The sequence below is a fragment of the Mesorhizobium sp. WSM4989 genome, assembly GCF_029625795.1.
GTDB lineage: Bacteria > Pseudomonadota > Alphaproteobacteria > Rhizobiales > Rhizobiaceae > Mesorhizobium.
Map to the genome: position 1 here is coordinate 1,119,174 of NZ_JARTVN010000002.1, position 21,604 is coordinate 1,140,777.

The 21,604-nt window shown below is 64.3% G+C and carries 20 protein-coding genes; 13 read left to right on the forward strand and 7 right to left on the reverse strand.

Annotated elements, in window-relative coordinates; all coding sequences use genetic code 11:
• The first annotated feature begins 25 nt into the window (after positions 1 to 25).
• The 3 genes from P9217_RS18060 to P9217_RS18070 all read left to right on the forward strand — a co-directional run bounded on the left by P9217_RS18060 (position 26) and on the right by P9217_RS18070 (position 1,910).
• Positions 26 to 454, forward strand: coding sequence for a CreA family protein (locus P9217_RS18060; protein WP_278087875.1), 429 nt, complete (start codon positions 26 to 28; stop codon positions 452 to 454).
• Positions 455 to 502: 48 nt separating this feature from the next.
• A complete protein-coding gene (locus P9217_RS18065) occupies positions 503 to 1,144 on the forward strand; it encodes a DapH/DapD/GlmU-related protein (protein ID WP_278087845.1) in 642 nt (213 codons plus the stop codon).
• 250 nt (positions 1,145 to 1,394) lie between these two features.
• Entirely contained in the window at positions 1,395 to 1,910 is a 516-nt protein-coding gene (locus P9217_RS18070; RefSeq protein WP_066990799.1) for a low affinity iron permease family protein, read from the forward strand.
• On the opposite strand, the gene P9217_RS18075 is transcribed toward P9217_RS18070, so the two are convergent.
• Complete coding sequence (locus P9217_RS18075; protein ID WP_095802432.1) at positions 1,897 to 2,763, reverse strand: SDR family NAD(P)-dependent oxidoreductase; 867 nt, start codon at positions 2,761 to 2,763, stop codon at positions 1,897 to 1,899. The two genes, P9217_RS18070 and P9217_RS18075, sit on opposite strands and share 14 nt — an antisense overlap.
• Positions 2,764 to 2,912: 149 nt before the next feature.
• Between P9217_RS18075 and P9217_RS18080 the strand changes: the two genes are divergently transcribed.
• Entirely contained in the window at positions 2,913 to 3,194 is a 282-nt protein-coding gene (locus tag P9217_RS18080; protein WP_066990806.1) for a hypothetical protein, read from the forward strand.
• Positions 3,195 to 3,257: 63 nt separating this feature from the next.
• On the opposite strand, the gene P9217_RS18085 is transcribed toward P9217_RS18080, so the two are convergent.
• Complete coding sequence (locus P9217_RS18085) at positions 3,258 to 4,739, reverse strand: esterase-like activity of phytase family protein (RefSeq protein ID WP_278087843.1); 1,482 nt, start codon at positions 4,737 to 4,739, stop codon at positions 3,258 to 3,260.
• Positions 4,740 to 4,858: 119 nt separating this feature from the next.
• Positions 4,859 to 5,884, reverse strand: a complete 1,026-nt coding sequence (locus P9217_RS18090) for a LacI family DNA-binding transcriptional regulator (protein ID WP_095783804.1) — start codon at positions 5,882 to 5,884, stop codon at positions 4,859 to 4,861.
• Positions 5,885 to 6,080: 196 nt separating this feature from the next.
• Between P9217_RS18090 and P9217_RS18095 the strand changes: the two genes are divergently transcribed.
• From P9217_RS18095 to P9217_RS18115, 5 genes are all read left to right on the forward strand, one after another.
• Positions 6,081 to 7,112 (forward strand): Gfo/Idh/MocA family oxidoreductase, encoded by a 1,032-nt coding sequence (locus tag P9217_RS18095; RefSeq protein WP_278087842.1) that lies wholly within the window; start codon positions 6,081 to 6,083, stop codon positions 7,110 to 7,112.
• The gene (locus P9217_RS18100) at positions 7,112 to 8,017 is read left to right on the forward strand and encodes a sugar phosphate isomerase/epimerase (protein WP_197504177.1); all 906 of its coding nucleotides are present in this window, start codon (positions 7,112 to 7,114) and stop codon (positions 8,015 to 8,017) included. The genes P9217_RS18095 and P9217_RS18100 overlap by 1 nt, the downstream gene beginning before the upstream one ends.
• 93 nt (positions 8,018 to 8,110) lie before the next feature.
• Positions 8,111 to 9,124: a substrate-binding domain-containing protein gene (locus P9217_RS18105; RefSeq protein ID WP_278087841.1), complete on the forward strand. Its 1,014-nt coding sequence runs from the start codon at positions 8,111 to 8,113 to the stop codon at positions 9,122 to 9,124.
• A gap of 88 nt (positions 9,125 to 9,212) precedes the next feature.
• On the forward strand, positions 9,213 to 10,007 hold the full coding sequence (locus P9217_RS18110; RefSeq protein WP_127215483.1) for an ATP-binding cassette domain-containing protein: 795 nt from the start codon (positions 9,213 to 9,215) through the stop codon (positions 10,005 to 10,007).
• Positions 10,007 to 11,059, forward strand: coding sequence for an ABC transporter permease (locus P9217_RS18115; RefSeq protein ID WP_095779023.1), 1,053 nt, complete (start codon positions 10,007 to 10,009; stop codon positions 11,057 to 11,059). Before P9217_RS18110 ends, P9217_RS18115 begins: the two co-directional genes overlap by 1 nt.
• A gap of 42 nt (positions 11,060 to 11,101) precedes the next feature.
• Here P9217_RS18115 and P9217_RS18120 read toward each other — a convergent pair whose 3' ends face one another.
• Entirely contained in the window at positions 11,102 to 13,798 is a 2,697-nt protein-coding gene (locus tag P9217_RS18120; RefSeq protein WP_278087840.1) for a UvrD-helicase domain-containing protein, read from the reverse strand.
• Positions 13,799 to 13,979: 181 nt separating this feature from the next.
• On the opposite strand from P9217_RS18120, the gene P9217_RS18125 reads away from it, so the two are divergent.
• Positions 13,980 to 16,292 (forward strand): glucose/quinate/shikimate family membrane-bound PQQ-dependent dehydrogenase, encoded by a 2,313-nt coding sequence (locus tag P9217_RS18125; protein ID WP_278087839.1) that lies wholly within the window; start codon positions 13,980 to 13,982, stop codon positions 16,290 to 16,292.
• Positions 16,293 to 16,634: 342 nt separating this feature from the next.
• Entirely contained in the window at positions 16,635 to 17,537 is a 903-nt protein-coding gene (locus tag P9217_RS18130) for a dienelactone hydrolase family protein (RefSeq protein WP_278087838.1), read from the forward strand.
• A 155-nt stretch (positions 17,538 to 17,692) separates the two neighbouring features.
• Here the strand turns inward: P9217_RS18130 and P9217_RS18135 are convergent, their stop codons facing one another.
• Positions 17,693 to 18,607: a DMT family transporter gene (locus tag P9217_RS18135; RefSeq protein ID WP_127403912.1), complete on the reverse strand. Its 915-nt coding sequence runs from the start codon at positions 18,605 to 18,607 to the stop codon at positions 17,693 to 17,695.
• A gap of 87 nt (positions 18,608 to 18,694) precedes the next feature.
• On the opposite strand from P9217_RS18135, the gene P9217_RS18140 reads away from it, so the two are divergent.
• On the forward strand, positions 18,695 to 19,171 hold the full coding sequence (locus P9217_RS18140; RefSeq protein WP_067323168.1) for an Lrp/AsnC family transcriptional regulator: 477 nt from the start codon (positions 18,695 to 18,697) through the stop codon (positions 19,169 to 19,171).
• On the opposite strand, the gene P9217_RS18145 is transcribed toward P9217_RS18140, so the two are convergent.
• Both P9217_RS18145 and P9217_RS18150 read right to left on the reverse strand, forming a co-directional pair.
• The gene (locus P9217_RS18145) at positions 19,157 to 19,372 is read right to left on the reverse strand and encodes a hypothetical protein (RefSeq protein WP_067323171.1); all 216 of its coding nucleotides are present in this window, start codon (positions 19,370 to 19,372) and stop codon (positions 19,157 to 19,159) included. The two genes, P9217_RS18140 and P9217_RS18145, sit on opposite strands and share 15 nt — an antisense overlap.
• Positions 19,373 to 19,517: 145 nt before the next feature.
• Positions 19,518 to 20,003, reverse strand: a complete 486-nt coding sequence (locus P9217_RS18150) for a thioesterase family protein (RefSeq protein WP_067323174.1) — start codon at positions 20,001 to 20,003, stop codon at positions 19,518 to 19,520.
• Positions 20,004 to 20,159: 156 nt separating this feature from the next.
• On the opposite strand from P9217_RS18150, the gene P9217_RS18155 reads away from it, so the two are divergent.
• Complete coding sequence (locus tag P9217_RS18155; protein ID WP_278087837.1) at positions 20,160 to 21,572, forward strand: FAD-linked oxidase C-terminal domain-containing protein; 1,413 nt, start codon at positions 20,160 to 20,162, stop codon at positions 21,570 to 21,572.
• Positions 21,573 to 21,604 lie beyond the last annotated feature (32 nt).

The window sequence follows — 21,604 nt, forward strand, 5'->3', positions numbered from 1 at the left end:
CGTTGCCCTCGGCGCCGGCGCAGCGATGCCGGACGAGGTCGGCAAGGTCGGCGTCGACTGGGTCGGCAACGACATCATGATCGATGCGATCAAGGATCCAAAGGTGGACGGCGTCACCTGCCACGTCGCCTATTTCGACCGCAGCATCATCGATCGGTTGCACAAGGGCAACTGGTTCGAAGATCCGTCGGACTCGTCGATCTCCTGCCGGCAGACCGGACCGATCACAATCGGCGACATCGACATGAGCGAGCGCGGCGAAGAGGTGTTCAAGCAGGGCCTCAGCCTGATCTGGAAGAAACAGGTGGTGAACCGCATCTACGACAAGAAGAACGAGACGCTGATCTATCTCTCGCATTCGCGCCAGGTCCAGAACGGCTCAGCGAAGATGTCGGTCACGACCGTGCCGCTCTATGGCCAGAACGTCGTGTGGGCCAAGGGCAAGCCGCAATGATGATTGGTCCCGCTTGCCGGGGCAATCGCTCGGGCGTAAAGCCGCGCCATGGACCGTCCTGAACATCTCGTTGCGAAGGATCCCGAGCCGCGCATCCATCCGACCGCGGAGTTGAAGGGGTGCAAGCTTGGCCGCTATGCATCGATCGGCGAGCGGGTTATCCTGCGCGACGTGACGATCGGCGATTTTTCCTATTTCGAGCGTCATTCGGAAGCGATCTACACGACGATCGGCAAGTTCTGCTCCATCGCCGCCAACAGCCGCATCAACGCGCTCGAGCATCCGATCGAGCGGCTGACCCAGCATAAGGTAAGCTACCGGCCCAACGAATATTTCCGCTGGCTTGGCGTCGACGCGGCATTTCGAGAGCGGCGGCAGGCAAAGCCGGTCAGCATCGGGCACGATGTCTGGATCGGCCATGGCGCCGTCATCATGCCAGGCATCACGATCGGCAATGGCGCCGTCATCGGTGCCAACGCGGTGGTGACGCATGACGTGCCGCCTTACGCTGTCGTCGCCGGCGTTCCGGCCAAACCCTTGCGCCGGCGCTTTAGCGCCGACGTGGCGGCGCGCATTGAAGACCTCGCCTGGTGGGACTGGACGCCGGAAAAACTCGCCAGGGCGATCCCGGACATGCAGTCGTTGCCGATCGAGGCCTTCCTCGATCGTTGGGAAAACGCCGCGACCTGAACCCGTGAAGCGCCCCTCCGCCATGCGGGGGGAGCAGCTGAAGGGGCCGGAGGTAAGCCGCCGTGAAGCGGAACGAGCAGGCTTTTCGACCCGCACCGGCACCATGGCAACAACGCATAAGGTGTTTTTTCGTCGGCATGCGCCTCTCGCGTGTATGCGATTGCAGGCGGAAAATCGGGCCGGCGGGAACCGGAGAGGCCGGCCCTTGTTTCTCTCGAAATGCCGCGCTCTTGCGTTTTGTGAGGACTGGATGATCGAAAAGCTTTTCACCAAGGTTGCCAATTGGGTGGCTCACCTGGCCGGTATGCCTTTGACTTTTGCCGTCTGCGTTCTGATCGTAGTGATCTGGGCCGCGACTGGCCCGGTCTTCGGCTTCTCGGATACCTGGCAACTGGTGATCAACACCGGGACAACCATCATCACCTTCCTGATGGTGTTCCTGATCCAGAACACGCAGAACCGCGATGGCGCGGCAATCCAGACCAAGCTCGACGAGTTGATTCGCGTCAGCGAGGCCCACAACCATTTCATCGGCATCGAGCACCTGACGGAATCGGAGGTCGAGGAGATCCGCGCCAAATGCGAAGCGGCGGCAAAACGGCACGACCGCAAAATCGCCGAAACAGCGGCCAAGCAGGCTATGACGATAAAAAACGGTTCCGGGCGCGACCGCAAGATCGCTGAGGCGGCCGCCAACAAGACCGTGCCACGGAAGGCAAGCTCTAAGAGGAAGGCGCCGCCTGAACGGCCCGTCAGCGGTTCATAAAGGCGGCGAAAGCGTCCTTGTGATCCGGATGCCAGCGCGACAAAGCGGGGCGGTTTTCGATGATGTCGCCGATCGCCCAGGCCATGCGCTTTTCATCCATGGGCCGAGCGACCTCGTTGTCCGGGCAAAGGATGTAGAAGTCGTCCTGCTTGAGCGATGCCAGCATGAAATCGATCACCTGCTCGCCCGTCCAGGCGCCGGCCGGCTTTTCCGTCGCGCCCTCGGTCAGGCCGGTATAGGTGAAGCCGGGGATGAGCAAATGCGCGGAAAGCTTGGCCCCAGGCTCGTTGCGCAGCGTGTGGGCCAGGCCCTCGGTGAAGGTCTTCACGCCCGCCTTGGAGACGTTGTAGGCGAGATTGCCGGGCGGCGTGGTGATGCCTTGCTTGGATCCGGTGTTGATGATCAGGCCGGGCTCGCCCGCAGCCAGCATGCGCGGCGCAAAGGCCTCGACACCATGCACGACGCCCCAGAAATTGATGTCCAGCAGCCGTTTCCAGGCTTCACGGTTTTCCCACGGCTTGCCGGGATTGTTGCCGACGCCGGCATTGTTCATCAGCACCGAAACCGCACCGAATGCACCGTAGGTGAGTTCCGCGAGCCGGTCGACTTCGTCGGCCTTGGAGACATCGGTGGGGATAGGGAGAACGGCATCGTCCCCGGCAATGACGGCGACCGCCTGCCGGGCCTGGTCGAGGCGCACGCCGCCTATGTCGGCAAGCACGGTCTTCATGCCCATGGCCGCGAAGCGCTTCGCGGCGGCCAGGCCTATGCCGCTGGCGCCGCCGGTGATGACGGCGACATTGCCGGAGGCGAAAGCGGGCAGGGCGGTCTGGATTTCGGCGTCGCTGGTCATGGTTGATGTCCTTGTTCCGGGTCGAGCCGAACTTAACGCCGGTCAGGGGCGAGGCAAGCCTTGATCGCTGCAATGATCGACGGCGGTACCGCCAATGGGTTGACGGCAGCAGCTTGCCCCGCGCATGCTGCCGGAAAAGGAGTTCGGCATTGACCGATTGGATCGGAATCCTGAAGGAGCAGACCGCCACCGGCGAACAGATGGGCCGGGATGTGCCGAAGATGCTCGCCAACCCCGATATCAGCGAGGCGCAGGTCAAGACCCTGTTTTCGGCACTGGAGCAACAGGCGGACTTCGCGGAAAAGCTGCGCCTGGCGCTGGAGAAGTTCGGCCATGACTTTCCCGTCATCAAGGCCGCAGAGCGGCTGGAAGAGCGCTATGCCGACCTTGCCGCCTCGGCGGCAGAAAAACTGAAAGCGATGCGGCAGTAAGAACCCGCTATCTTTCCACGAGACGCTCGAACCGCCTGTCCAGCGTAAACCAGGTAATCGCAACTAGTTTGCGGCGAGACTGTTCCCCGACAGTCCGGGCAGGGTAACCTGATAGACCAGGAAGGTGGTGTCGACATCGGCGCCATCCTCGGCCTTGTACGGGGCACCAACCTGGAAGCCGTCCTGGGTGAGAAAGTCGTTGTCGTTGGCGACGAACAGGAAATAGTCGTCAGGCAGCTTCGGGTCCACCACGCTCACCAGCGACATCGCCTCCCACTTCTCCGAGAGGTTGTTCCTGTCGTTCGGCGCGCCGTTGTGCAGGCCGAAACGGCCGAGTTCGCCCTTGTCGTTGATGTCGATGAACGAGGTGAGCTTGGCCGGCGTCACCGACGGATCGAGCACGCCTTTCGGCGCAACCGGCTTGTCGGCGGCGTCGAATGGGCCGTTGGCGATATCGGTGGCCGCGGACAGGTCGACGATCTCGATCTTGCGGTAGACCGACTCGGCGTCCTTCAGCCCCTGGCCGTTGCCGCTGTCGCGTGCCAGCATCAAAAAGCTCTTGTCGGACAGCGCCACGATCTCGCTCTGCGCGGCCACCTTGGTCTTGCCCTTGGCGTCCTTGAACACCGGCAGCGGCACGACATATTCGTGCGCCAGCTTGAGGTGGGCAAGGTCGGAGCCGTCATAGACCAGCGCGCGGGCATTCCGGCGGGTCGAGCCGGAATCGCCGCCATCCTGGCGCGGCGCCGACTGCAGCACGGCGATCAGGAACTTGCCGTCCGGCGTCATCGACATGCCTTCGAGGCCTTGATTGTTCTGGCGGCCGGTCTCGGGATCCTTGGGATCCGGCTCGGCGGCACCCGGGCCAGGATTGTCGGAAGCGAAGTTTGGCTTGCCATGGCGTATCGGCACCAGGGCCGCCGGCGGCTGCGTCGCCGACATCAGGCGGCCGTCGGCCGAAAAGCGATAGATGTTGGGGCCATATTCGTCGGAAATGAACATGGTGCCGTCGGGCAGGCGCACGACCGCCTCGTCGTCGAGCGAAAGCTTGCCGTTGTCGGCCTGCGGCAGGATCGGCATGTCGCCGGCAGCGGGGCGCACGCCGTTGAGCGGGTCGAGGCCGGTGGCGTCGGCGCCCTTGTCGTCGGTCAGAAGCATGGTGTCGGCGAGCGTTGCCTTGACGCCCGACTGTTCCTGGCTGGCGGCGGGCGCCGCGCCCGGGGCGGTCGGGGTCAGCTCGATTGCAATTGTGTTCAAGCGGGGCCGGTAGTCGGTGGTGCCGGCGACGTTGTAGCCGCGGTCCGGCAGCAGCCAGAGCGAGCCTTTGTAGCCGGCGCCGTCACGCGCCCAGCTCTTGGCCTCGATCGCCATGCCGGAGCCCGAACCAAAGGTCTCGCCGAACTTGTCCTTCTGGCTGGCGGGGATGCGGCCAACGCCGACCAGCCCCTTGTTGACATAGCCAACACCCTCGGCGAGCGCAGGGCTGAGGACGGTGAACAGGGCGAGTGCCGCGCCAAGCGCGACGGTTCGGTTGAGGTGCTTCATGATGTCCCCCATGTGACGAGCAGAGCCGGAATGGCAAGACATCGGGTCTAGGACGCGAACATGATACTTGCGTGACAGGAGTGGGGTACTTGCCTTCTTCCCAGAGAAGGAGAGGGTGCTCAATCGCTCTCGCGCGCGACGAGTTCCAGCGGCCAGACTTCGCGGATCGTGCGTGGCCCCTCCGGACCGGCATGGGCCGGGAGTGACGCCAGCAGCATCTCGGCCAGCCGCCGGCCCATCGGCTCCAGCGCCGGACGGAAGGCGGTCAGCGTCGGCGAGAAGTAGCGGCAGAGCGGCGTGTCGACGATGACGATCACCGCGATGTCGTGGCCGGGCCTGATGCCCATCTCGGCCAGTGCCTTGCAGCCGCCGAGCGCCATCGCGTCATTGTTGAAGATGATGGCTGTCGGCCGGTCCTTGGAGAGCATGACACGCGGCGTCACCTGGTAGCCGCCGGTCTCGTTGATGAAGCCGTCGGCGATCAGGCCGGGGTCGACTTCGATGCCGTGCCGCTTCAGAGCCTTGCGGTAGCCGTCGAGGAACAGGTAGCCGAAGTTGAGATCAAGCGAAGGGCGGATGGCAGCTATGCGGCGATGGCCGCGCGCAACCAGCCGGTCGACGGCTTCATCACCCGCCCTCTCGAAATCAATATCGAGCGAAGGATAGGTGTCGCCGCCGGATTGACTTCGGCCAAGCGTGGCGAAGGGAAAGCCGGCCTTGCTGAGATAGTCGATCCGATCGTCTTCCCGCCGTGTATTGGCCAACACGACCGCGTCGGCCCGGCGCGTCTCAACCACGCGGCGCAGCCGCTCCTGCTGATACTGGCCGGGCTCGCCCATGACGACCATCAGATCCAGCTCATGCTCGGCGAGCCGCGCCTGCAGGCCGGTCAGGAACGGAATGAAGAATGGCTCGCCATATTGCTGGTCGCCGGGATGCGGTTGCAGCATGAAGGCGATCGAGCGGGTGGCGCCCTGGCGCAGGCTGCGGCCCGACTGGTTGGGCGAATAGTTCAGCTTCCTGGCCGCCTCGAGCACGCGCTGGCGCGTCTCCGCATTGACGTCGGCGCGGCCGTTCAGCGCGCGCGACACGGTGCCGATCGAAATGTTCAGGTGACGCGCGAGATCGTGGATGCTGGACGCCAAGGCAGGTTCTCCCCCTGACCTCGCTAGCACCGGCCGTCCTTCAGGCCAAGCAGTGGAAGTGATTTTCGCGAGCAGGTGATTGACATTCTACGCCATCGGGTGTGTTCTCGTAAACGTTTACGGAAAAACGTTTACGGTGAAGCCGGAAATGCCGTGACACTCGGCCTGGAGGGGCCGAGCGGAGGAGGAGCGCTGGATGATGAAGGTCGTCCTGGTCGGGTGCGGAGCCATGAGCAGGCAGTGGCTCGATGCCGCGAGGCAGATCGACGGGCTTGCCATTGCCGGCCTTGTCGATCTCGATGCCGAGCGGGCACAGGCGAGGGCGCGCGAGTACGAGCTCCCCAATGCCGTCATCGGCACCAGCCTCGATGCCGTTCTCGATCAGACCCGGCCCGATGCCGTGTTCGATGTCGTGGTTCCTGCTGCGCGGCGCCAGGTCGCGCTTTCAGCCTTTGCCCATAACTGCCATCTGCTCACCGAAAAGCCGCTTGCCGACAGCCCAGAAAATGCGCGCGCCATCATCGAAGCGGCGCGCCGCGCGGGGCGGGTCCATGCCGTGGTTCAGAACCGGCGCTATGTCGCCAATGTCAGGCGGATCCGGCGGTTCCTCGATTCCGGCGCCATCGGCAAGCCGACCAGCATCCATGCCGACTTCTTCGTCGCGCCGCACTTCGGCGGCTTTCGCGAGGAGATGCGCCACGTGCTTTTGCTCGACATGGCGATCCACACGTTCGACGCCGCCCGCTACATGGTCGCCGGCGAACCGGCCGGCGTCTATTGCCAGGAGTGGGAGCCTGCCAATTCCTGGTACCGTCAGGGCTCGTCGGCCAGCGCGGTGTTCGATTTCGGCGGCGGCAAGGTCTTCACCTATGCCGGCTCCTGGTGCGCGGACGGTTTCCGCACGAGTTGGGAAGGCAGCTGGCGCATCGTCGCCGAGCGCGGCAGCCTGTTGTGGGACGGGCATGACGGGTTGAAGGCCGAGGTGGTTGCGTCCGGCCGCGACGGTATCATCGACAAGACCCAGTCGATCGAAGTGCCGGCGCTCGACGCGGCCGACAGAGTCGACGGCCATCTCGGCATCATCCAGGATTTCATGCGCGCGATCGAGACCGGCACCGAACCGGAGACGCGCGGCACCGACAACATCAAAAGCCTAGCCATGGTCTTTGGCGCCATCGAAAGCGCAGAGACCGCACGCCGCGTCGCAATCGCAAAGGAAACGCCGTGATGCCGAACCCGCTTCTCGACATCAGGATCGGCACCATGGTGCGAGCCAATCTCGACGACCCGGCCGCCTATGTGAAACAGATCCTGCCGCTCGGCTTCGAGAGCATCCAGCCCTTTTTCTGGCAGACGCTGGGCGGCAAGGACCTAAAGCGCCTGGCGGGCGAAATCCGCGAAGCGATCGGCGATGCGGACGTCGCCGTCTCATCGATCGGCGTGTTCGGCAATCCGCTGGAGAACGGCGAGGTCGACCGCGGCGTGCTCGCGGCGTGGGAGACCGTCATCGACAACGCACATCTGTTCGGCACCACGATGGTCTGCGGCTTCACCGGCCGGCTGCGCGGCAAACCGCTGACCGACAGCCTGCCCCGTTTCCGCGAGGTCTGGGGGCCGCTGGCCAGGCGCGCCGCCGACAAGGGCGTGCGCATCGCCTTCGAGAACTGTGCGATGGACGGCAACTGGGCGAGCGGCGACTGGAACATCGCCCACAACCCGGACGCCTGGGAGCTGATGTTCAACGAATTGCCCGACGACAATCTCGGGCTCGAATGGGAGCCCTGCCACCAGCTCGTCTATCTGATCGACCCGATTCCGCAGATTCGCAAATGGGCGCCGCGTATCTTCCACGTCCACGGCAAGGACGCCACCGTGCGCTGGGACGTGATCCGCGAGCACGGCGTGTTCGGACGCCTGCCATTCGTGCAGATGCGCAGCCCCGGCTTCGGCGACAGCGACTGGACCCGGGTGATCAGCGAATTGCGGCTGGCCGGCTACAAGGGCGCCATCGACATCGAAGGCTGGCACGACCCGGTCTATCGCGGCGACCTCGAGATGACCGGTCAGGTGCGGGCGCTGGGCTATCTGAAGCAGTGCAGGGGAGGAGCCAGCTACCTGCCCAATCCGGTGTGAGGACCGGCCGGCGGGAGGAGCCGGCCACCAAGACTACGGCCGAAGCAATCGTCGAAACCCTCCGTTGCGAGGGACCAAAAGGGAGGAACGTGCATGAGCATCACGACCAGAAGGACTGTTCTGCGCTCGACCGTCGTGGCGGCCGCCGCGGCGCTCTGCGCCTCGATCTCCACCTTGCCGGCAAAGGCGCTTGACGCCCAATGGTGCAAGGACGTCCATATCCGCTTCTTCGTCGGCGGCGCCGAGGGCGACGCCTTCGGCACCATCGTCTACAATGGCGCCAAGCAGGCGGCGGCCGATCTTGGGCCGAAGGTCGACTACATCTTCTCCCAGTGGGATGTCGAGAAGATGGTGCAGCAATTGCGCGAGGCGGTCGCGGTCAAGCCGCAAGGCATCGCCATGATGGGCCATCCGGGCGATGCCGCGATCATGCCGCTGGCCGAGCAGGCGCATAAGGACGGCATCAAGATGATGTACCAGAACGTGCCGGTGCCGAAGGTGGTGGAAGCATTCGGCGGCGGCTATGTCGGCGCGCAGCAGGAGCAGCAGGGCCGCGCGCTCGGCGCCGAGGCGTTCAAGCTCGGCAAGCTCAAGTCCGGCGACAAGGCGATCATGATCGGCCCGTTCGAGAACGAGAATCGCGGCGCGCGCGAGCGCGGCACGGTCGCGGCGCTGAAGGAGGCGGGCGTCGAGGTGATCCAGCTGTCCTCGCCGCCGAGCGGCGAGTGGGCGTCCGATCCGAACCTCGCCATTCCGGTGATCACGGCGGCTCTGCTCAACCACCCCGACGTCAAGGCGGTCGGCTATCCCGGCGGGCAGATGCTCGGCAACGTCGCCACCTATATGCAGGCGGCGGGACGCAAGCCCGGCGACGTCTTCAACTTCGGCTTCGATACCAGCCCGCAGATCGTCGAAGGCTTCAAGGGCGGCTGGGTGCAGCTGACGGCCGACCAGCAGCCTTTCCTGCAGGGCTATCTGCCGATTTTGAGCCTTTGCCAGCAGGTGGTGCTGGGCCTGGCGCCGATGAATGTCGATACCGGCGCCGGCTTCGTCACGCCGCAGAACTACGAGATCGTCGCCGAGCTGGCCAAGCAGGCGCTGCGCTGACCTCCCAAGCCGCCGGCCGGGATTTCGCCCGGCCGGCGGGGCCGCCGGCGAGGAGACCGGCAAGACAGACAACCCGAGCGAGGATCGCATGGGCGAACGCATCATAGAACTGCGCGATATCAAGAAATCCTACGGCCAGGTCTATGCGCTGGGCGGCGTCAACCTCAGCGTCGAACGCGGCGAGGTGGTCGGCTTGATCGGCGACAACGGCGCCGGCAAATCGACGCTGATCAAGATCCTATCCGGCGTGGTCAAGCCGACAAGCGGCGACATCCTCGTACGCGGCAAGCCGGTGACCGGATGGAGTGCCGCCCGCTCGCGCGATGCCGGCATCGAGACAGTCTTCCAGGACCGCGCTTTGGCCGTGCAGCAGACGATCGTGCGCAACATCTTCATGGGCCGCGAGCTGACCGGCTTCATGGGCTGGCTGAAAGTCAACAAGGAGATCGAGGAGGCAAGCCGGCTGATGCGCGAGATCGGCTTCACCTCGAAAGTGTTCACGCCGCATTCCATCGTCGGCCAGCTTTCGGGCGGCGAGCGTCAGGGCGTGGCCATCGCGCGGGCCATCTACAAGCAGGCGGAGCTGATCATCCTCGACGAACCGACGACGGCGCTGTCGCTGACGGAAACCGCCAAGGTCTTCCATTTCGTGCGCCAGGTGCGGGCGAGTGGCCGCTCGATCCTGTTCATCGGCCACAACATTCATCATGTCTTCGACATCGCCGACCGCTTCGTGGTGCTCGACCGCGGCAAGGTGGCGCTGACGGCTGACCGCAGCGAGGTCAAGTCAGCCGACGACCTCATCAACTTTATGGAAGAGATCGCGCATCCGGGTGGCCTGCCAGGGCTACACGAGGCGGGCGGAGCGGAGCAGAGAGCGTGATGAGCAAGGCCATGGAACCCGATCTGCAAACACCTCTGGGAAGGGCAAGCGGCCCGACAGAATCAGGCAAGCAGTGGAGTCATCCTTCCGATCACTGGCTGCGCGGCTTCGTCCTCGACAATCGCGCGGCGCTAGGCACGCTCGCCGTGTTCATCGTCATGATGGCGATCTTCATGATCGCCAACCCGACCGTCTTCACCACCTGGTATCTTTACAGCTCGGTGCTGACGACGCTTCCCGTCGCGCTGTTCGTTGTCGTGCCGCTGGTCTTCGTAGTCACCTGCGGCGAGATCGACCTATCGTTCCCGGCGACGATGGGTTTCGCCTCATGGGCCTTCGCGATCGTCGTGCAGGCCGGCTACGATCCGTTCCTCGGCATCGCCGCGGCGCTTCTCACCGGCACGCTGCTCGGCTTCCTGGTCGGATCGCTGGTGGTCTATGGCGGCCTGTCGTCGCTGATTGCCACGCTCGGCATGAACTTCCTGCTGCGCGGGCTGATCCAGATCATCAACGAGGGCAAGTCGACGGCGCTGACCAGTCTGGCCGACAGCTCAGCTTACGCGATCTTCTCCGGCCAGCTCTGGGGCATCCCGGTGCAGATCTTCTGGGCGATCGCCTTCGTCGTGTTTTCGGCGCTGCTCTACAACCGCCACCGCTTCGGCGCCCAGGTCAAGGTGGTCGGCGACAATCCGGACAGCGCCAAGCAGATGGGCATCGACGTCCAGCGCGTCCGGGTCAAGGTGTTCGTCTTCACCGGCATCGGGGCGGCGATCGCCGGAACCTTCTCGGTGATGATCAACTTCACCTGGTGGCCGACGGCGGGTGACGGCTATCTGCTGCCGGTGCTGGCATCGGTGTTCGTCGGCGGCACTCCGACCTGGGGCGGTATCGGTACAGTGGTCGGCGGCGCGATCGGCGCGGTCACCGTGTCGTTCATCCAGACGGGCGTCGTCGCCGCGGGCCTCAGCGGCTTCTACGTGCAGTTCTTCAACGGGCTGATCATCATCCTGTCGCTGCTCGGCCACAAATGGAACCAGGCGCGGTATCGCTGAGAGGCTGCGGTTTTCGGACGGTGATCCGTTGGCGGCCGCCGCTCAAACGCTGGTGACAAACCCGTCCAGCACGCGTTTCTGGCCGGCCTTGTCGAAATCGATGGTCAGCTTGTTGCCATCGATGGCGGCAATGTTGCCGTTGCCGAATTTCTGGTGGAAGACGCGGTCGCCGAGCTTGAATGGCGAAGGTGTGTCGGCGACCGATTTGGCGACCAGCTCGCCTTCGATGGTGCGGCCTTTCACCGAGGTGCGGCCGGCGCCATAGCCGCTGTCGGTCTCGCCATAGCCGATGCGTTCGACCTGGTGGCCGGAGCGTGTGCCCCAGTTGCGGTCGGTCGCTTCGGTGCGGTTCGCCTGCGCGCGCTGCCAGCCGGGTGTCGCATAGGTGTTGGAGAAGCTGCCGGGTTTTTCCGCGCCGATATTGTCGAAGCGCGAGGCGCCGTAGGGATTCTGCCGGCCGCCGCCGCGGCCTGAGGCGAAGGAGCCGCCGCCATAGGGATTGCCATAGCCGCCATAGGAATTGCCGCCATCGGCGACATCGACATGGGCTTCCGGCAATTCATTGACGAAACGCGACGGAATGGTCGATTGCCACAGGCCGTGGATCTGGCGGTTTGAGACGAACCAGACGTGCAGGTTCTTTTTCGCGCGCGTCAGGCCGACATAGGCGAGGCGGCGTTCTTCCTCGAGGCCGGAGCGGCCGCCTTCGTCCAGCGCGCGCTGATGCGGGAACAGACCTTCCTCCCAGCCGGGCAAGAATACGGTCTCGAATTCAAGCCCTTTCGCCGAATGCAGCGTCATGATCGAGACCGCATCGAGCGATTCGCCTTGCTCGGCCTCCATGACCAGCGCGACATGCTCGAGGAAGGAACGCAGGGATTCATACTCCTCCATGGAGCGGATCAGTTCCTTGAGGTTCTCCAGCCGCCCAGGCGCTTCCGCCGAACGGTCGTTCTTCCACATGTCGGTGTAGCCGCTCTCCTCGAGGATGGTCTCGGCGAGCTCGGTGTGCGGCGTGGTCTCCAGCGCCTTCTGCCAGCGCTCGAAATTGGCCGCGACCTCGCGCAGCGCGGCGCGTGGCTTCGGCTTCAGCTCGTCGCTTTCGGCGAGCGTCGCCGCGGCCTCCAGCATCGGGATTTGCATGGCGCGCGCCGTGTCGTGGATCTGGCGGATGGTGGCTTCGCCGAGCCCGCGCTTCGGCACGTTGACAATGCGCTCGAAGGCAAGGTCGTCGCCGCTGTTGGCGACGACGCGGAAAAAGGCCAGCGCGTCGCGGATTTCCAACCGTTCGTAAAAGCGCGGACCGCCGATGACGCGGTAGCTCAAGCCGAGCGTGATGAAGCGGTCTTCGAAGGCGCGCATCTGGAAGGACGCGCGCACCAGGATCGCCATATCGTTGAGGTTGTGCTTTTGCCGCTGGTAGGCCTCGATCGCCTCGCCGATGGCGCGCGCCTCTTCCTCCGAATCCCAGGCGGCATGGACATGCACCTTGTCGTCCTCGGGGTCGTTGCGGTCGGTGAACAGCGTCTTGCCGAAGCGGCCCTCATTGTGGGCGATAAGATGCGAAGCCGCACCCAGTATATGCGCGGTGGAGCGGTAGTTGCGCTCCAGCCTGATGATGGTGGCGCCCGGAAAATCCTTGTCGAAGCGCAGGATATTGTCGACCTCGGCGCCGCGCCAGCCATAGATCGACTGGTCGTCGTCGCCGACGCAGCAAATGTTGACAGTGGATCGACGCCGGTTTCCCTCCCCCTTGAGGGGAGGGTGGCCGGGTGAAGCCCGGTCGGGAGGGGTCCTCGCGGCAGTGCTCGACGCTCCGGCGCCTGATGACTGGGCGGCGCCTTCCGCGGCGACCCCCTCCGTCCGCTTCGCGGACACCTCCCCCTCAAGGGGGGAGTATTGCGGCCTCTGCGCCAACAAGCGCAGCCACATGTATTGCGCGGTGTTGGTGTCCTGGTACTCGTCGACCAGGATGTATTTGAACTTGCGGTGATAGTCCTTCAGCACGTCCGGATAGGCGCGGAAGATGCGGATCGGGTGATAGAGGAGATCGCCGAAGTCGCAGGAATTCAGCGTCTGCAGCCGTTCCTGATAGGCCTTGTAGAGCTGGCGCCCCTTGCCGTTGCCGAAGCTGCGCGCGTCGCCTTCCGGAATCTCGTCGGGGCCAAGGCCCTTGTTCTTCCAGTTGTCGATCATCTGCGCGAAGGTCTTGGCCGGCCAGCGCTTGTCGTCCAGATTTTCGGCCTGGATCAGCTGCTTGATCAGCCGCACCACGTCATCGGTATCGAGGATGGTGAAATCGGATTTCAATCCGGCAAGCTCGGCATGCCGGCGCAGCAGCTTGACGCCGATCGAGTGGAAGGTGCCGAGCCAGGGCATGCCCTCGACATTCTGCTCGCCGATCAGCAAGCCGATGCGCTGCTTCATCTCGCGCGCGGCCTTGTTGGTGAAGGTGACGGCGAGAATCTGCGAGGGGAAGGCCCTGCCGGTGGCAAGGATGTGGGCGATTCGCGTGGTGAGCACCCGCGTCTTGCCGGTGCCGGCGCCGGCCAGCACCAGAACCGGGCCTTCGGTCGTTTCAACAGCGAGCCGCTGTTCGGGATTGAGGCCGTTCAGATAATCGGGCGCACGGTTCTGCGCGTTGCGTGCGGCCATGGCGCGCGCGGCAAGGCCGGATGGGGCGGCGGGCCGCGCATTCGGTTCGTCAAAAAAGGGCATGTCTTCCGAAAAGCCGGACATCGCCCCCGAATGTAGTGATTCGGCAGCGAAAGGCCAGAAGTGTCTCCGTTTTGTTCTAGTTGTTCCTGTTCGGGGCCGGCTTGACAGGCGCAACTTGCGAGAGAAAGCTGCCAGCAGGGCAGGGACGGCAAGCCGTTGCCTCACAGGCGCCGCACGGCGCAACAGTCGAAGGAGTATCGTCTTGGCTGTCACCATCACCTCCCTCGTCCTTTTGCTTATCGGCCTGGTCCTCGGCGGCGGCGGCATCTGGCTGGTGACGTTGGGTGGCAGCTGGTACTACCTGATTGCCGGACTGGCCTTCCTGATCACCGCCTGGCTCGTTTTCCGCCGCAGATCGACAGGGCTCTGGCTCTATGCCGCGATCGTGCTCGCCTCGCTGTGCTGGGCGGTGTGGGAAACCGGCTTTGATTGGTGGCAGCTCGGCCCGCGCGGCGGCATCATCGTTCTCATCGCGCTCTGGCTGCTGACGCCATGGGCCAGGCGGGGATTCACCGGTCCGGACGGACGCGCTCCGCTCATCCTGGCGGTGCTCGCATCGCTTGCAGTGGCTGGCTATTCGATGACCGCCGATCCGAAGGACATCGGCGGCACGCTCAACACCGATAAGGTGACGCCGACGGCCAATCTCGGCGGCGACATGCCGGCGGGCGAATGGCATTTCTACGGCCGCACGCCGTTCGGCCAGCGTTACTCGCCGCTCGCTCAGATCACGCCGGATAATGTCGCCAAGCTGCAGCCGGCCTGGACCTACCGCACCGGCGACATGAAGGGTCCGGACGACATCGGCGAGACGACCTATCAGGTAACGCCACTCAAGGTCGGTGATGCGCTCTACATCTGCACGCCCCACAATTTCGCCATCGCCATCGATGCCGCGACCGGCAAGGAGAAATGGCGCTACGACCCGAAGATCAAGCTCGATCCCAACCGCCAGCACCAGACCTGCCGCGGAGTTTCCTATTACGCCGATGCGAAGATCGCGGCGGGCCAGCCCTGCGCGGCACGCATCTACCTGCCGACTTCGGACGCCCGGCTGATCGCTCTCGATGCCGCGAACGGGCAAGTTTGTCCGTCCTTCGCCGAAGGCGGCACGCTGAACCTGATGGCCAACATGCCCTTTCCGAAGTCGGGCTATTACTATTCGACCTCGGCGCCGCTCATCCTCGCCGGCAAGATCATCGTTGGGGGCGCGGTCAACGACAATTATTCGACCGAGGAGCCGTCGGGCGTCATCCGCGCCTATGACGCGGGCACCGGCGCGCTGTTGTGGAATTGGGATTCCGGCAAACCGGATCAGACGACGCCGCTGCCGGCGGGGCAGAACTACACCAACAACTCGCCCAACATGTGGTCAACGGCGAGCGCCGACGAGAAGCTTGGCCTGCTCTACCTGCCGCTCGGCAACCAGACGCCCGACCAGCTCGGCATGGGCCGCAGCGCCGATGTCGAAAAATTCTCCTCCTCGATCACTGCGCTCGACCTCAACACCGGACAGTTGCGCTGGGTGCGCCAGACGGTGCATCACGACCTGTGGGACATGGACGTGCCGGCGCAGCCGACGCTGGTCGACATCACGACGGGGAGCGGCGTGGTGCCGGCACTGGTAGGGCCGACCAAGCAGGGCGATCTTTATGTGCTCGATCGGCGCACTGGCGAACCGATCATTCCGGTGAAGGAAGTGCCGGCACCGGGCGGAGCGATCGAAGGCGACCATACCTCGCCGACGCAGCCGTCCTCCGACCTGTCGTTCAACCCGAAGCCGCTGACCGGCGCCGACATGTGGGGAATCACCATGTTCGATCAGCTGGCGTGTCGGATCGAACTGAAGAGACTGCGTTACGAGGGACGCTACACGCCGCCCTCGCTGCAGGGCACGCTGGTCTATCCCGGCAATTTCGGTGTGTTCAACTGGGGCGGCGTCGCGGTCGACCCGGTGCGACAGGTGATGTTCGGCATGCCGACTTATCTCGCTTTCACGTCGAAACTCATTCCGCGCGCGGACGTGCCGCCGCCCGGCGACACCAAGGGCAGCGAGCAGGGGCTCAACCGCAATGAGGGCGCGCCTTACGCGGTGGTGATGGGGCCATTCCTGTCGCCACTCGGCATTCCCTGCCAGGCGCCGCCCTGGGGCTATGTCGCCGGCGTCGACCTGAGAACCGGCCAGATCGCCTACAAGCATCGCAACGGCACCGTCTACGACATGACGCCGCTGCCCCTGCCGCTCAAGGTCGGCGTTCCAGGCATCGGCGGGCCGATGATCACGGCCGGCGGCGTCGCCTTCCTCGGGGCCGCCGTCGACGACTATCTGCGTGCATATGACCTTACGACGGGCAAGCAGCTCTGGCGCGCGAGGCTGCCGGCCGGCGGCCAGTCGACACCGATGACCTACACCGTCGCCGACGGCCGCCAGTTCGTGGTCATCGTCGCCGGCGGCCACGGCTCGGTCGGTACCAAGCCGGGCGATTATGTGATGGCTTACACGCTGCCCAAGTAGACGAGGACATCCAATCGCGCCGGCCTTCTTCGCCGAGCACGTGGCCAAGCGCCTGCAGCGACGACAGCAAGCGCCGCCTCAGCCAGCCGCTACGCCGGCGGCCATCACGTTCCCGGCATTCCCCTTTTTGCCTTTCGGACCGGGCGGGGCCGCTCCGCAGTTTCCCGTCCCACCGTGACAGCACCATCAACTTTTTCGGAATGACCAAAATATGATGGATGCAGAAGCCACCGGCAATCGTCATGGTCGAAGTTCGGATCGAGTGCCGTTGTCGCCGGCGGATGACTGGACCGTGCGCGTTCTAACCCTATCTTGCGCGTCAAACAGTCGTCGAGGAGAGCCATGACCGAACCTGTCGCCAAGCCTGTCGTCACACAGCCCATCATCACTCAGGCGATGATCGATGCCTATGACGAATATACGCATCTGACGCTCGACCGGCGGCGCTTCATGGAGCAATTGACTCGGCTCGCTGGATCGGGCGCCGCGGCCGCCGCGATCGCGCCGATGCTGGCTGCGAATTCGGCCAAGGCGGCGATCGTCGCCGAGAACGATCCGAGGGTGAAGGGCGAGGACATCACCTATCCCGGCAGCCGCGGCGAGATGAAGGGCTATCTGGTCAAGCCGGCGAATCACTCCGGCAAACTCGGCACGGTGATCATCGTCCATGAGAACCGGGGGCTCAATGGGCATATCCGCGACGTCGCCCGGCGCGTGGCGCTGGAAGGCTTCGTCGCGCTGGCGCCGGACTTCCTGTCGCCGCTCGGCGGCACGCCAGCCGACGAGGACAAGGCGCGCGACATGTTCAGCAAGCTCGATGCTGCCCAAGTCGCGGCCGACGGCGTAGCCACGGTCACCTATCTCAAGGCTTACCAAGACAGCAACGGCAAGGTCGGGGCGGTCGGCTTCTGCTGGGGCGGCGGCACGGTGAACACGCTCGCCGTCAATGCGCCGGACCTCAGCGCCGGCGTCGCCTATTACGGCATGCAGCCGAAGGCCGAGGATGTGCCGAAGATCAAGGCGGCGCTGCTGCTGCATTATGCCGGGCTGGACGAGCGCATCAATGCCGGCATCGACGCCTACAAAAAGGCGCTCGACGCCGCGCATATCGAATACACCGTCTATGTCTATGACGGCGCCAACCACGCCTTCAACAACGACACCTCGGCCGCGCGCTACGATAAGAAGGCGGCCGATCTCGCCTGGGGGAGGACGGTCGCCTTCCTTAAGGAGAAACTGGCCTGAGGTGTGTTGATATTCAGGTGAGCCCGGCCTGCGAATGGCGGCTTCCTGCGCTTCCGGTGCTCACGTACTTCAAAGTACGCTCCGCTCCGGTTCTCGGAATCCACCATTCTCGGCTCGGCCTGACCTGAAGCTCAACACACCTCGACGGCGGCGGATCACTCCGGCGCTGGCTTGTGCATGGCGACGCCCGCCACAACCAGCGCGATGCCGAGGCAATCGGTGAGGCTCGGAACCTGCCTGAGCACGACCACGCCGATCAGGGTCGCGGTGAGCGGCAAGAGCGATAGCATGAGCGCGAAGCTCGCGCGCGGCAGCCGCGCCATGGCGAGCTGATCGCAAATGTAGGGGATGACGGAGGAGCAGAGGCCGACGCCGATACCGGCGATCAGCAGTTGCGGCGCCGAGAAGGCTGGCAGCGCCTCGCTGAAGCCGACCGGCAGCACGACGAGCAAGGCGATCGCCATGGCGGTGCCGAGGCCGGCGATGCCGAGGCCAGTTCGGGCGATGCGGTGGCCCAAAACGATATAGCCGATGAACAGCGCGCCGTTGAGAAAAGCCCAGAACAGGCCGACGGGATCGCTCGACCATTTGACATCGATGAGCAGCAACGTGCCGGCGACAGCGATGGCGAGCGCCGCGAAATTGCGCGGGGTTCTGAGGCCGACCATCGCGACGCCTATGGTGCCGACAAATTCGATCGCGGCGACTAGCGAGATCGGCAGGCGGTCTAGAGCCAGATAGAAGGCACAGTTCATCACCGCCAGGCAGGCGCCGAAGGCCAACAGCAGCAGGCGGGCCGAGCGGTCGGCGCGCGTGAAAACCGTCCATGGCCTGGTAAGCGGCGCGAAGACGAGCGCGGCCGTGGCGATGCGCAGCCAGGCCATGCCGAGCACGCCGACCTGAGCGAACAGCAGCACGGCGAAGGCCGGCCCAAGATAGTGGAAGATCGCGCTGACGCAGAACCAGACATGCGGCGGCACCGCATCGGCCAGTCCGGCGAGGGCAGGGCGTGCAGCGTCGGTGTCGCTGCCGGCCCGGTTTGTCGGACGAACTTGCGCTTCAGAATTCATAGGTCATTATCGCAGGCGAACTTCGCGACTTATATGGATGATGCACGGCTCCGATCGCCGTTCACCTTCTGAAGAAAAGAGAATTATTTGAAACGCCTTCGAAATGAAAATGGCGAGCTGGATGCGGCGGACCTGAAAATCCTGCGACTCCTGGAAAAGGATGCGCGCACCAGCACGGCGGAGCTGGCGCGCGCCGTCGGGCTCTCGGCGCCGAGCGTGGCCGAACGCATTCGCAAGCTGCAGGAGAATGGCGTGATCGAAGCCTATACGGTGAAGATCAATCCGACGGCGCTCGGCATGAAGCTGTCGGCATGGCTGCGAATCAGGCCGGTCCCGGGGCAGCTTGCCGTGGTGGCCGGGATCATTCGCGACCTGCCGGAAATCGCCCAATGCGACCGAGTGACCGGCGAGGATTGCTTCATCGCGCTCGCGCATGTCGGCTCGGTGGCCGAGTTGGAGCGGGTGATCGACAAAATTATTCCCTATGCGATGACCAACACCGCCATCATACAGTCGTCGCCGGTCGAGGCGCGCTCGCCGCTTGGCAGTTTAAGGGAGCGCTGAAGGCTCAGTGTGACCGCGTCTGATGCGCGCCTGCTTGAGAATCGCGCGCCAGCGGATCATGTCGAAGGGGATGGGCTCGTTGTTGTTGGCGATGTGGAAGATCTCGTTGTTGACGTTCTTCAACGATCGCCAGAAATCATAGTCGGTGATGCGCGGATCGGCCGCCAACCGCTCCACTTCGACCTTGATGTCGGTTTTCATGCACTGTCCTCGCACCGCATTCCGCCTGCCGCCCGCGCGTAAACCCGGTGCGGCGGTTTTCGAACGCGCCACTGAGTCGTTCAACAGACTCAATCGGCTTGTTCACGTTAAAACCTTGGTAAGGTTAACGCGGGTGTGCGGGTTTTCAAGCGCTCTTGCGTTTGATGCCGATCGAACGGCCGGCACGCTCCGGCATCGGCAACGCGGCGTGGGCGGCGCGCATGGCTTCAACCTGTGCCATCACATCGGCCGGGAAGGGAGCGACCCTCGGCCCGGCCATGTCGACATGCAGCGCAAGCTGCTCGGACGTCGCGGCCAGCCAGCCATCGACGTGGCGAATCTCCTGATAGGCCCTCAGCCGCTTCTCGTCGTGGTCGATGAGCTGGAACGAGACCTTCACCTTGTGGTCGAGGTGAAGCTCCTGCACGTAGCAGACATGGACTTCCGCCGTGTAGATGGTGAGGCGGCGGTCCCTGGCATAGTTCGGTCCCATGCCCATCAGCTCGAACGCTTCGTCCGAGCAGCGGTCGAACAGCACGTTGTAATAGGCCATATTGAGATGGCCGTTATAGTCGATCCAATCCTTCTCGATCGCCATCGGCTTGGAAATGATCGGCGCGGTCATCGTCATCTGGCTTTCCTTGATCGTCGCTGGACATGGCCTGGCTGGTGAGGTTCTCTTCGCTCTGGCGCAATTCCGGTGCTTCACTCTTTTCCTGGAATTGCTTTAGGCATCATCCATAGCTGCATTACAAGAGTGGCCGCTGGTCCATTCGCGGAGGAATTCATGGCTTTGAGCGACCTCAACCCCGTCGAGCGCAACGAGAAAGGCATCGCCGCCGCACTCGGCATCCTCAAGCAGCGGTTCGGCGAGCGTTTTCAGACCGGCGAGGCGATCCGCGACCAGCATGCGCACACCACCACCTACATCCCGACCCAGGCGCCGGACGGCGTCGTCTTCGCCGAAACCACGCCGGAGGTGCAGGAGATCGTGCGCACCTGCGCCGCGCACCGCGTCCCAGTCATCGCCTTCGGCGTCGGCTCCTCGCTCGAGGGCCACACCAATGCGCCGGGCGGAGGCATATCCATCGACACCTCTCGCATGAACCGCATCCTCTCGGTCAATCCGCAGGATCTCGACTGCACGGTCGAGCCCGGAGTGACACGCGAGGATCTCAACCGCCATTTGCGCGACACCGGCCTGTTCTTCCCGATCGACCCCGGCGCCAATGCCTCGCTGGGCGGCATGGCGGCAACACGGGCGTCCGGCACCAATGCCGTGCGCTACGGCACGATGCGCGAAAACGTGCTGTCGCTGACGGCGGTGATGGCCGACGGCGAGGCAGTGACGACCGGCAAGCGGGCAAAGAAAAGCTCGGCCGGCTACGACTTGACGCGGCTCTTGGTCGGCTCGGAAGGCACGCTCGGCATCATCACAGCACTGACGCTCAGGCTGCAGGGCATTCCGCAGGCGATCTCCGGCGGCGTCTGCCCGTTCCCGACCTTGGAGGCCGCATGCAACGCAGTGATAGCGACCATTCAGATGGGCATCCCGGTGGCGCGCATCGAACTGGTCAACGCGCTGCAGATGCGGGCGATGAAGAATTATTCGAAGCTCGACTACCCCGAGAGCCCGTGCCTTTTCGTCGAATTTCACGGCAGCGACGCCGGTGTCGCCGAACAGGCCGAGACTTTCGGCATGATCGCCGAGGAGAATGGCGGCGGACCATTCCTGTGGACCAGCGTCGCCGAGGAGCGGACGAAGCTCTGGAAGGCGCGGCACGACGCCTACTGGTCGTCGCTGACGCTGCGCCCCAGCGCCAAGGGGCTTTCGACCGATGTCTGCGTGCCGATCTCACGGCTTGCCGAATGCGTCACCGAGACCGAAGCCGACATTGCCGAAATGGGCCTGATCGCGCCGATCGTCGGCCACGCCGGCGACGGCAATTTCCATGTGCTGGTGCTGATGGATGTCGACAGCCCGCAGGAGATCGCACTCGCTGAAAAATTCGTCGCGCGGCTCAACATGCGGGCGATCGCCATGGAAGGCACCTGCACCGGCGAGCACGGCATCGGCCAGGGCAAGGTCGGCTTCCTGCGCCATGAACTCGGCCATGGCGTTGACGTCATGCGCACCATCAAGCAGGCGCTCGACCCGCTGAACATCATGAACCCCGGCAAGATCTTGCCGGGAGCCTAGACGCCGAGGGTTGCAGCCGAATTGCCTCTTTA

Coding starts and splice junctions, on each gene's coding strand:
- P9217_RS18120 (WP_278087840.1), bottom strand. CDS start 13,798: ATGTCCGGCTTTTCGGAAGACATGCCCTTTTTTGACGAACCGAATGCG.
- P9217_RS18115 (WP_095779023.1), top strand. CDS start 10,007: ATGAGCAAGGCCATGGAACCCGATCTGCAAACACCTCTGGGAAGGGCA.
- P9217_RS18145 (WP_067323171.1), bottom strand. CDS start 19,372: ATGAAAACCGACATCAAGGTCGAAGTGGAGCGGTTGGCGGCCGATCCG.
- P9217_RS18105 (WP_278087841.1), top strand. CDS start 8,111: ATGAGCATCACGACCAGAAGGACTGTTCTGCGCTCGACCGTCGTGGCG.
- P9217_RS18130 (WP_278087838.1), top strand. CDS start 16,635: ATGACCGAACCTGTCGCCAAGCCTGTCGTCACACAGCCCATCATCACT.
- P9217_RS18150 (WP_067323174.1), bottom strand. CDS start 20,003: ATGACGATGACCGCGCCGATCATTTCCAAGCCGATGGCGATCGAGAAG.
- P9217_RS18155 (WP_278087837.1), top strand. CDS start 20,160: ATGGCTTTGAGCGACCTCAACCCCGTCGAGCGCAACGAGAAAGGCATC.
- P9217_RS18065 (WP_278087845.1), top strand. CDS start 503: ATGGACCGTCCTGAACATCTCGTTGCGAAGGATCCCGAGCCGCGCATC.
- P9217_RS18060 (WP_278087875.1), top strand. CDS start 26: ATGCCGGACGAGGTCGGCAAGGTCGGCGTCGACTGGGTCGGCAACGAC.
- P9217_RS18100 (WP_197504177.1), top strand. CDS start 7,112: ATGCCGAACCCGCTTCTCGACATCAGGATCGGCACCATGGTGCGAGCC.
- P9217_RS18085 (WP_278087843.1), bottom strand. CDS start 4,739: ATGAAGCACCTCAACCGAACCGTCGCGCTTGGCGCGGCACTCGCCCTG.
- P9217_RS18135 (WP_127403912.1), bottom strand. CDS start 18,607: ATGAATTCTGAAGCGCAAGTTCGTCCGACAAACCGGGCCGGCAGCGAC.
- P9217_RS18075 (WP_095802432.1), bottom strand. CDS start 2,763: ATGACCAGCGACGCCGAAATCCAGACCGCCCTGCCCGCTTTCGCCTCC.
- P9217_RS18110 (WP_127215483.1), top strand. CDS start 9,213: ATGGGCGAACGCATCATAGAACTGCGCGATATCAAGAAATCCTACGGC.
- P9217_RS18070 (WP_066990799.1), top strand. CDS start 1,395: ATGATCGAAAAGCTTTTCACCAAGGTTGCCAATTGGGTGGCTCACCTG.
- P9217_RS18095 (WP_278087842.1), top strand. CDS start 6,081: ATGATGAAGGTCGTCCTGGTCGGGTGCGGAGCCATGAGCAGGCAGTGG.